The organism is Nitrospira defluvii (genome assembly GCF_905220995.1).
Lineage (GTDB): Bacteria > Nitrospirota > Nitrospiria > Nitrospirales > Nitrospiraceae > Nitrospira_A > Nitrospira_A defluvii_C.
Genome location: NZ_CAJNBJ010000018.1, coordinates 266,001 through 274,707, shown reverse-complemented (window position 1 = coordinate 274,707; position 8,707 = coordinate 266,001). Strand labels below are relative to the sequence as shown.

Genomic DNA, 8,707 nt, shown 5'->3' with positions numbered 1-8,707 from the left:
GGTTGCAATAAAGTGGCTCTAGCGACTGTTTACCAAAAACACAGGACTCTGCAAACACGATAGTGGATGTATAGGGTCTGACGCCTGCCCGGTGCTGGAAGGTTAACCGGAGGAGTTAGCCGCAAGGCAAAGCTTTGAAGGGAAGCCCCAGTAAACGGCGGCCGTAACTATAACGGTCCTAAGGTAGCGAAATTCCTTGTCGGGTAAGTTCCGACCTGCATGAATGGCGTAACGACTGGAGCGCTGTCTCAGGGAGTGACTCAGCGAATTTGTTGTTCCGGTGAAGAAGCCGGGTGCCCGCAACTAGACGGAAAGACCCTGTGCACCTTTACTACACCTTGACATTGGGTGTTGGAAGGATCTGTGTAGGATAGGTGGGAGGCTGTGAGACTTGGCCGCTAGGTCAGGTGGAGCCAACGTTGAAATACCACCCTGATTGTTCTGATATTCTAACCTGGCCCTGTGATCCAGGGCAGAGACAGTGTCTGGCGGGTAGTTTGACTGGGGCGGTCGCCTCCCAAAAGGTAACGGAGGCGCCCAAAGGTTCCCTCAGGCTGGTCGGTAATCAGCCGTCGAGTGTAAAGGCAGAAGGGAGCTTGACTGCGAGAGCGACAGTTCGAGCAGAGACGAAAGTCGGGCTTAGTGATCCGGTGGTTCTGCGTGGAAGGGCCATCGCTCAACGGATAAAAGGTACGCCGGGGATAACAGGCTGATCTCCCCCAAGAGTTCACATCGACGGGGAGGTTTGGCACCTCGATGTCGACTCATCGCATCCTGGGGCTGAAGCTGGTCCCAAGGGTTAGGCTGTTCGCCTATTAAAGCGGTACGAGAGTTGGGTTCAGAACGTCGTGAGACAGTTCGGTCCCTATCTGTTGTGGGCGTAGGAGAGTTGAGAGGGGCGTTCACTAGTACGAGAGGACTGTGAAGGATGAACCTCTGGTGTGCCGGTTGTCGTGCCAACGGCAGTGCCGGGTAGCTATGTTCAGTTGGGATAACCGCTGAAAGCATCTAAGCGGGAAGCCTGCCTCAAGATAAGCTCTCCCGGGGCGCAAGCCCCCTAAAGGACACTTGTAGACTACGAGTTTGATAGGCTGGGTGTGGAAGGCTCGTAAGGGCTGTAGCTAACCAGTACTAATCGTCCGTGCGGCTTAACATCCTTTGCTCCTGATAGACGTGGTCTTAACAAGAACAAACGAATGACNTTTGATTCTTCAGAAGTTCCCGGTGGCCTTGCCGGAGGGGTCACACCCGTTCCCATACCGAACACGGAAGTTAAGCCCTCCAAGGCCGATGATACTGCTGCCGTGAGGCAGTGGGACAGTAGGACGCTGCCGGGTTACAAAAAGAGCCTGCTCGAGAAATCGGGCAGGCTCTTTTATTTCCCACGAGGGATTTATCGAACCAAGGGGTTTTGAGGGACTCCCGATATGAAAGACCGAACTGACGTCTCCCCGGAAAACGACAGCACTTCTAAACGAGAGTAGACTGGCGGCTTCGACGGTCCCTCGCGAAAGGAGCGGGATCCAAATGGAATGGACCCATCCCTCTCACTTTGGCATGGTGGTAGTCATGTGAGTCCACCACTTCACCGAGGAGGGAACCATGAGCCTAACGACGCTGGGGATCGATATCGCCAAGAACGTCTTTCATGTGCATGGGCGTGATGCCGCTGGGAGACCCGTGTTCCAGAAGCGGTTCTTACGGGCCGCCTTGGTCAAGTTTATGGCCAACCTGTCTCGCTGCCCTGTGGGGATGGAAGTGTGCGGGGGCGCGAACTATTGGAGTCGCACGTTCCAGGCGTTGAGCCACGAGGTGCGTTTGATCAGCCCGCAATTTGTTAAACCGTACGTGAAGAGTAACAAGAATGACTTCAATGATGCCGAGGCGATTTGTGAAGTCGTTCTTCGCCCCACCATGCGCTTCGTGCCCCCAATACCGTCGCACAGCAAGATCTGCAAAATATGCATCGGGTCAGGCGACGCCTGATCGGAGCGCGCACGGCGCTGGTCAACCAGATTCGTGGGCTGGTGGCGGAATACGGAGTGCTCGTTCCACAGCAAGTGAGTTCCTTGCGGCGTACCTTGCCCCGACTCGTCGAGGATCTGACCAATGACCTCACGCCCCTCGCTCGAACGACCTTTACAGCCCTGTCTGAAGAGTTGCGCGCGGTGGATGTCCGGGGGACCACCGTTGATCGCGAACTCAAGGAGTACTGTGCCCAGGACGAGCGCTGTCAACGAGGAGTTGGAGTGGAGGCGTCTGGTGTTGGGAGATATTTCTCGAAGTCGCATGACAGTTTCGGGGAGGTTGGTGCGGGCAGAAACACAACAGATCGGGGGGAGCGGCTGTTGTCCCCCCAGTAACTGTCTGAGAGTACTGTGACAGGGATTGGACTAACGATCCACTCGAGAAACCCGACAGATTCAATCGTTGGCGGACATCCAGAACCAACGCATGCCTCCTGGGCGATACTCAGAAAGCGCGGTTCGTCGATAGGCAATCGGGAGGCTCAAGGAGGATGGCCAATCGCTCAGCTGTCGCGGCCGGGCTCAAATCTCAGTGATCCGGTGTGTGGTCGCGAACCGCTGTCTGATCACATCTGAAATACCTGCGATGAGGAAGTCGTGCAGCTCGACGAGGATATCGGCTTGGCTCAGCTCCGGAATGGAGGCGGGATCGAGCAACTCCTGTTCGCCTCCTTCGACATCGCAGACCACCAACGTGTGCTCGAGGCCCTGCAACGCTTCCTGCAGGAGGGACGGAGTGCAGAATTCCCGGATCGTGATGCGTGATGCTACTTCATTGAGCTGTGCCATGCGATTCAAGATTGCCCGGCTCTCGGGATCGGCTTCATACGCCGTCAGGCGGCTTTGTGGCAACTGACGCGCTAACCCGACGGCATAGTAACCTTCGCCTGCGCCGATATTGACGATATGCTGGTATGAGGCCTGCGGCCGTAGCGCTTCCACGACCGGATGGAGCTCCAGTTCGTAGGTGCCGAGCAATTTCGGGCAGTACGCGCTGCTTTGGACGTGGACGGCATGCGGTATATACCGCATGCCCTTGAACGGTCCGGTGTGCACGCAGGAACGGGTTCTCCGTGTCAGTATGGAGCCGACCAGTCGATACGTCGATACAATGTGGAGTCCGGTTCGAGGAGGCCACCGTGCGTGTGAGCATTCTCCAGCGTCAGGATCCAGCGCCTGGTGGAGTCCGGCAGGATGGTCTTGAGTATTTTACGTGTCACCGGAGCGATCATCGACATGCGATCTCTGCGCTTCTTTCTTTCGACGAATCGGGTGATTCGCCGAGGCCGCAAGACTTGCAGGTTCTCCTCTACACGTGCGGTGAATGTAAGCTATCAAACACTCTATGCTGATTATCGGCACCGGTCAATGTCAGGGGATGTCACACCTGCTGTCGTTTTCTCCTACATTTTAAGGTGATTGCTCCAGTATGATCTCCATCGACGCATGGGGCTGCCGGCGCCACGTCGATTTTCTTACAGCTCTCACGCGGGATGGCCTTCAGTGGCCACGCAATCGTGCCTGTCTGTGGGATGTCTCGTTCGAAACCTCTGGAGGGTGATAGGTTGCGTTTTCTGTTGCCTCCCATTCCATCCGGCTGGAAGCAGTTGCTCACAAATCAGGTGAACAGCCATCGCTATCGAGCCCTCGAGATGTTTCTTGATCGGGAAGCAACGGCGGGCGAAACGATCCTGCCGCCATCCCAAGATATTTATGCGGCCTTGCACAACACGCCTTATGAAAAGGTCAAAGTTCTGCTACTTGGTCAGGATCCCTACCACACGCCGGGTATGGCACACGGACTGTGTTTTTCGGTGCGGCCTCATGTTCCCGTGGTGCCGCCGTCCCTCAGAAATATCTACCGTGAGCTTCGAGACGATGTCGGGTGCCGCATTCCAAACAACGGCTGCCTGATGCCCTGGGCCAGGCAGGGAGTACTGATGTTGAATACCGTCTTGACGGTTCGCGCGCATGCCGCCAATTCGCATCGAAGGCGCGGGTGGGAGGCCGTGACCGACCGTATCTTTGAGGTGGTCAATGCAAAACCAAGTCGTGTGGTATTCGTGCTCTGGGGCGTGGAGGCGAAGAAGAAACAGGCATTGATCACGGCTGCGCAGCATGTAGTGATTTCCTGCGCCCACCCCTCACCCTTGTCCGCGAGAAAGTTCTTCGGTTCACGGTGTTTCTCGCAGGTTAATCGAGCCCTCACTGAAGCGAATCTTAAACCGATCGATTGGCAAATTCCTGATCTCTGAGTCGGAGTCGGGTGGCGCGGTAGGTGCGATCGCTGCTCGCACCTAAATGATTTGACTTGCGGCTCGCAATTCTAATTGTCGCTGAACACAGTGCCCATCGCGTGGCAGTATGATGGCGACCAGGGGCTCTCGCATTGGGAGGAAATCGCTCCGACCACTGCGTCCTGTGAGAAAGGTACTCACCAGTCGCCCATTAATATTCGCACCGCTCCCCATCACCAGAGCCATGACGGGCTCTTGGTGCATTACACTACCGCCCCCGGTCACGTTGTTACTTCCCACCACACCATTGAAGTGGATTTTCAATCAGGCGAGTCGCTTGAAGTCCTTGGACGAACGTATACGCTCAAAGAGTTCCATTTCCACGAGCCTAGTGAACATCAGCTGAACGACCGCAGCTATCCGATGGAAGCGCATCTCGTGCATCGAGATGAGACGGGTCATCTGGTGGTCTTGGCGGTGCTGATGGATTTGGGTAGTGAATCAGCCTCTCTGGCCGCCGTGTGGGATCGGATTCCGAGCGAGAAGCAGGATGAGGTGCGGGACTTGCTGATTAACCCACAGGACCTGCTGCCGAAAGACTTGCACCATTACGCCTACGATGGCTCGCTGACCACGCCTCCTTGTACGGAGAGGGTGCACTGGATTGTGCTGAAGGAACCCATCTCCATTACCCCTGCCCATATCGAACGGTTCGTGTCGCTGATTGGCCACAATGCTCGACCGGTTCAATCGTTGAATGAGCGCGAGATCGACGAAGAATAATCTTCTTTGTTCAGACAACGATCGGATGTTCCAAGCCCCCACCATTGCTTCGAGTGTTTCCCACGACCACCAGTCCCAGCTCCACTTCGAATGTCTTTCGAGCGATTGTTGGTGGTTACGTGAATCTATGCCGACCAGCCTCAACCACTTAGTGGATGCCATCTTCTCGTGGAGGCTGAGGTCCTGCGACCATACCTGCCAGGTCGGGGTCATCTTGACCTTGCAATTTTGGCCCTTCTGTTTTTCGTTTTAGGCGGTGAGCCTCTTTCTGCGTACGGCGTTCACGTTGTGTCTGTTCCCGTTGGCGTTTTTTAGAAGTCGTGTGGCTCATGGTCACCTCCGTGGGTCGCATCGGAGCGACGTATATCAGGCGGATGGCAATTGAGGGGGCGTCGTTGCTGGCCCGGCGCTCGATCTGCCGGCTTTGATGAATCGATCTTCGGCGAGCACGCCGTGTAGTTGTGACGTGATCGAGCGACGATACGGTTCTTTCTGCCGGATCATGATTACGAGATTGTCCCCATCCACAAGGATGCTGAGGTCGTCTTCAGTAACCAGTTCCCGGGACGAGCCACCGATGTTCAATCGGTACTGTGTTTTTCCATCGGGATTTCGATTCGATCCGACCACAATCTCAGTCAATCCGTCGATGTGGCCGTCATACCCCTTATGTCGGTGCCTGACCTTGGTGCCGTTTGGAATGCGCACCCATCGTGCCATCGGCGATGTCTGACTTTCTTGCCCGTTGCTCATAGCGCGTGTGTCTCCTTGTTATCGTAGCAGTACGTAGCCGCTAGGGGTCTCGTGATTCCGCGAGCCACAATTCCATCGCAGTACACGGCTGGGCTGACGACTGCGAATTTCAGAATGAAACGAGCGGAGTATCCCGGACGGAAGGTCGGTTGAATCGATCTTACAAATCTACGGACACAGAGTCGATAGGAAGCAAACTTAATCGGCTGAGGAGTCAGCGGTCCATCGAGAGTGTATCACATTTGTTCATGCCGCATCGGCCATACCTTACGATGGAGGTGCGGTCATTGTCGACGTTCCTTACTCCCCAAGTGCAGGTGTGGTCATGCGCGATGCTGTTGATTTGGGGGACTCGGCACATGAACACATGAATATGGTGCAAAACGACCGATCGCTGAGAATAATTATTGTCGCATAGAATCATGCTCTTGCAATGAGACCAGCTCTCCGGCACGTTGACACCACTCTCGCAGCCCTATAGGGTGAACTCATGACGTACTGAGCCACGCCGGCTTTCTCCTTTCGCGCGCACTCTCTTGCTCTCCCTCACTCCCTGCGCGTGCGAGTCCCAAGTCTTCGCCGCTTCGCCGCCATAGAACAAGAGTCCAGCGATGATAGGCCTGCAGTGATCGGTCATTGGCCGATCAGTCGATCTACTCAAGATGGAGTCTTTTGCTTACGGCAAGATTCGCGCAGCTAGGAGGTTGTCATGTATCAAATTTGGACACTCATCGGAATCATGGTCTTCACGTGGGTTGTTGCGATGTGGGCTAGTTACTCGGACGGCACTGTGTAGAGAGACGATTCGAGTTACGAGTGCTCTTGAGGTCTCCTGCCAACCGGCAAGGGATCTGATGCCAAATGGAGGATACCATGATGGCGCAGACGGTACTGTTTTGGGCCTCACACAATCTGTTTACGGTCGCGACGGTCTGCTTCGGTGCTGCCATGCTGAGCGTAATGCTGTACACCTACCTGCATGATTATGTGCTGGTGGCGAGGGGGCGGTAGCCGGCTTCTGTAAGTTACACGGTTGCCTATTTAGGAGGTTTCATCCTATGCGTATTCATCGAACAATCACTACGAGAGTATTGAGTCTTTTTCTGGCAACCGCTTGGTTGCTAGCCGTCTCACTGACCGTCTATGCCACGGAGCAGAAACCCGTTGTGACCGTCGCGCCGGTCAAGTCCGTTGCGGTGGCTTCCGGCGCCGTCGAGGATACTCTGCCTATGTGCATGACGAGAATTCCTCAGGGGGCGACACCAGGACAGCGGTTGATTGCTGAACAGAGTTGCCAGCGAGATGAATCCGATCGTGCATCCATGCGGGCTGTTCCTGGACGGTAGCCCGATCGTCCCACGTGGCTACCTGCGCATGGATTTGACCGGGTGCGGTGTGCCGGCTGTGCGCGTGGCAGATAGTAGCGGCCATTTTTTCTTGGCTCTGGGCTGTGCCGAAGGGTGAGTAATGCAGGAAGGATGACGGTATGCGTATGGAACATCGAGTTCGTTCAAGATCGGTCGGCCGGCCTGGCGCCGTCGAGGAGCGAATGGTGGCAGGAGCGAGTGAGACGCCTGCGAGAGTCGGTCGAAATATGCTCCTCGATATCAACAGGGCTGAGATTTCTCGACTCAAGTCGCTGACCGGAATCGGCGAGCATTATGCGAAGAAGATCGTGGAAGGGCGGCCTTATCACCATCGAGAAGAGTTGCTGACCAAGGAGATTTTGCCGGAATACATCTACGGCAGAATCATGGATCGACTGGTGGCAAACCAGTCTTAAGATGTGAGGGATGGGTGAGGTGCCTGGGATCGGTGCCTCGCGTGTGTTGGCCCTCCGGTATGGAATGACCGGGGTGTTCTCTCTCAGGATTGGGACGGGTGGCTCGAATGACCGGGAAAAATGACTGTATGACTGACAATAGTAGAACAGCAGGGGTGGCGAGAAGGTTCTGGCTACGTCAGGCATTTTGGCGGGGCATGGCCCTTGTAGCATCCATCAGCCTGCTGATGGGCATCGTACAGCCCACGGCCGCTTGGTCCGAGCAGGGCCCTACCGAGGCGGTGAAGGGGACCGTCTCCGAGCTGCTCTCTATCCTCAAGGAGCTCAAAGGCCCGACTCGATCCGAGGCGCGACGTTGGGAAATCGAACAGGTCATTCGGCATCATGTGCATTACGAGGACATGGCCAAACGGTCTCTGGGAGCATCCTGGGGGCAGCTGAGCGATGTGGCCCGCAGGGAGTATGTCGGGCTTTTTGTCCAGCTGCTTCGCGATGCGCTTGCGAACCGGATGGTGGAGTATTCCGGTGAACGGATCACCTATCTCTCGGAACAACGGGAGCGCACATTCGCGCAGGTCAAAACGCGGCTGGTCGGGAAGAAGGTTGACACCTTCATCGACTTTCGTTTGGTCAGTCAGGACGGACGCTGGCTGGTCTACGACGCAGTGATGGACGGGGGGAGCCTGGTCGCAAGCTACCATGCGCAGTTTGCGAGCATCATTCGCGATGCCTCCTGTGCGCAGTTGATGGAGCGAATCAAAGAGAAGACACTGGTCGTGAAATTGTTTGAGAAGAGCGGGTCGTGAGGCGAGGGGCGCAATGGCACGGTCACGAGCGGTCATGTCCCCGGGAGAGAGCGCAATGAGATGTCCGCGTTGTTATGGGCCCATGATGATGATCAAAATGAAGGATATCGTGAGCGGGACGTTGGCCTATGGGTGGGGCTGCCGGCAATGTGGCGCAGTCATCGATTCACTGATCGATATTCACCGCCAGTGGCATCTGGAGCCCCGCGCGACCTGGGCGCATTTGGCTGTCGCTGCCTGCTAGGTCACGCAATCACTTCCCCAGTCGTCGTAGGTTCGCATGACCGGTTGTGGCGCGAGATGAGCGGAATTCCCGGC

General features: G+C 55.9%; 12 protein-coding genes and 2 rRNA genes. 11 read left to right on the top strand and 3 right to left on the bottom strand.

What is annotated here, in order from left to right; all coding sequences use genetic code 11:
* The 4 genes from KJA79_RS20045 to KJA79_RS20030 form a co-directional block, all read left to right on the top strand.
* Window positions 1–1,156 (top strand): 23S ribosomal RNA (locus tag KJA79_RS20045); the annotation flags it as partial.
* A 64-nt stretch (window positions 1,157–1,220) separates the two neighbouring features.
* Window positions 1,221–1,337 (top strand): 5S ribosomal RNA (gene rrf, locus KJA79_RS20040).
* Window positions 1,338–1,602: 265 nt separating this feature from the next.
* Window positions 1,603–1,986, top strand: a complete 384-nt coding sequence (locus tag KJA79_RS20035) for an IS110 family transposase (protein ID WP_213043865.1) — start codon at window positions 1,603–1,605, stop codon at window positions 1,984–1,986.
* On the top strand, window positions 1,962–2,363 hold the full coding sequence (locus tag KJA79_RS20030) for a hypothetical protein (RefSeq protein ID WP_213043864.1): 402 nt from the start codon (window positions 1,962–1,964) through the stop codon (window positions 2,361–2,363). Before KJA79_RS20035 ends, KJA79_RS20030 begins: the two co-directional genes overlap by 25 nt.
* Window positions 2,364–2,549: 186 nt before the next feature.
* Here the strand turns inward: KJA79_RS20030 and KJA79_RS20025 are convergent, their stop codons facing one another.
* Entirely contained in the window at window positions 2,550–3,083 is a 534-nt protein-coding gene (locus tag KJA79_RS20025) for a class I SAM-dependent methyltransferase (protein WP_213043863.1), read from the bottom strand.
* Between the two features lie 20 nt (window positions 3,084–3,103).
* Window positions 3,104–3,265 carry a hypothetical protein gene (locus tag KJA79_RS20020; RefSeq protein ID WP_213043862.1) on the bottom strand — a complete coding sequence of 54 codons (162 nt, stop codon included), beginning with the start codon at window positions 3,263–3,265 and terminating at the stop codon, window positions 3,104–3,106.
* 294 nt (window positions 3,266–3,559) lie between these two features.
* On the opposite strand from KJA79_RS20020, the gene KJA79_RS20015 reads away from it, so the two are divergent.
* Together KJA79_RS20015 and KJA79_RS20010 are read left to right on the top strand one after the other, a co-directional pair.
* Window positions 3,560–4,282 (top strand): uracil-DNA glycosylase, encoded by a 723-nt coding sequence (locus KJA79_RS20015; RefSeq protein WP_246507813.1) that lies wholly within the window; start codon window positions 3,560–3,562, stop codon window positions 4,280–4,282.
* 75 nt (window positions 4,283–4,357) lie between these two features.
* Window positions 4,358–5,047 (top strand): carbonic anhydrase, encoded by a 690-nt coding sequence (locus KJA79_RS20010; protein ID WP_213043861.1) that lies wholly within the window; start codon window positions 4,358–4,360, stop codon window positions 5,045–5,047.
* Between the two features lie 366 nt (window positions 5,048–5,413).
* Here the strand turns inward: KJA79_RS20010 and KJA79_RS20005 are convergent, their stop codons facing one another.
* Window positions 5,414–5,800 carry a hypothetical protein gene (locus KJA79_RS20005; protein WP_246507812.1) on the bottom strand — a complete coding sequence of 129 codons (387 nt, stop codon included), beginning with the start codon at window positions 5,798–5,800 and terminating at the stop codon, window positions 5,414–5,416.
* A gap of 873 nt (window positions 5,801–6,673) precedes the next feature.
* Here KJA79_RS20005 and KJA79_RS20000 point away from each other — a divergent pair.
* The 5 genes from KJA79_RS20000 (at window position 6,674) to KJA79_RS19980 (ending at window position 8,633) form a co-directional block, all read left to right on the top strand.
* A complete protein-coding gene (locus tag KJA79_RS20000; protein WP_213043860.1) occupies window positions 6,674–6,811 on the top strand; it encodes a hypothetical protein in 138 nt (45 codons plus the stop codon).
* 47 nt (window positions 6,812–6,858) lie between these two features.
* The gene (locus tag KJA79_RS19995; protein WP_213043859.1) at window positions 6,859–7,146 is read left to right on the top strand and encodes a hypothetical protein; all 288 of its coding nucleotides are present in this window, start codon (window positions 6,859–6,861) and stop codon (window positions 7,144–7,146) included.
* Between the two features lie 140 nt (window positions 7,147–7,286).
* Window positions 7,287–7,583, top strand: a complete 297-nt coding sequence (locus KJA79_RS19990; RefSeq protein ID WP_213043858.1) for a ComEA family DNA-binding protein — start codon at window positions 7,287–7,289, stop codon at window positions 7,581–7,583.
* Window positions 7,584–7,780: 197 nt separating this feature from the next.
* Window positions 7,781–8,389 (top strand): MlaC/ttg2D family ABC transporter substrate-binding protein, encoded by a 609-nt coding sequence (locus tag KJA79_RS19985; RefSeq protein WP_213043857.1) that lies wholly within the window; start codon window positions 7,781–7,783, stop codon window positions 8,387–8,389.
* Between the two features lie 55 nt (window positions 8,390–8,444).
* The gene (locus tag KJA79_RS19980; RefSeq protein WP_143833442.1) at window positions 8,445–8,633 is read left to right on the top strand and encodes a hypothetical protein; all 189 of its coding nucleotides are present in this window, start codon (window positions 8,445–8,447) and stop codon (window positions 8,631–8,633) included.
* Window positions 8,634–8,707: the final 74 nt, after the last annotated feature.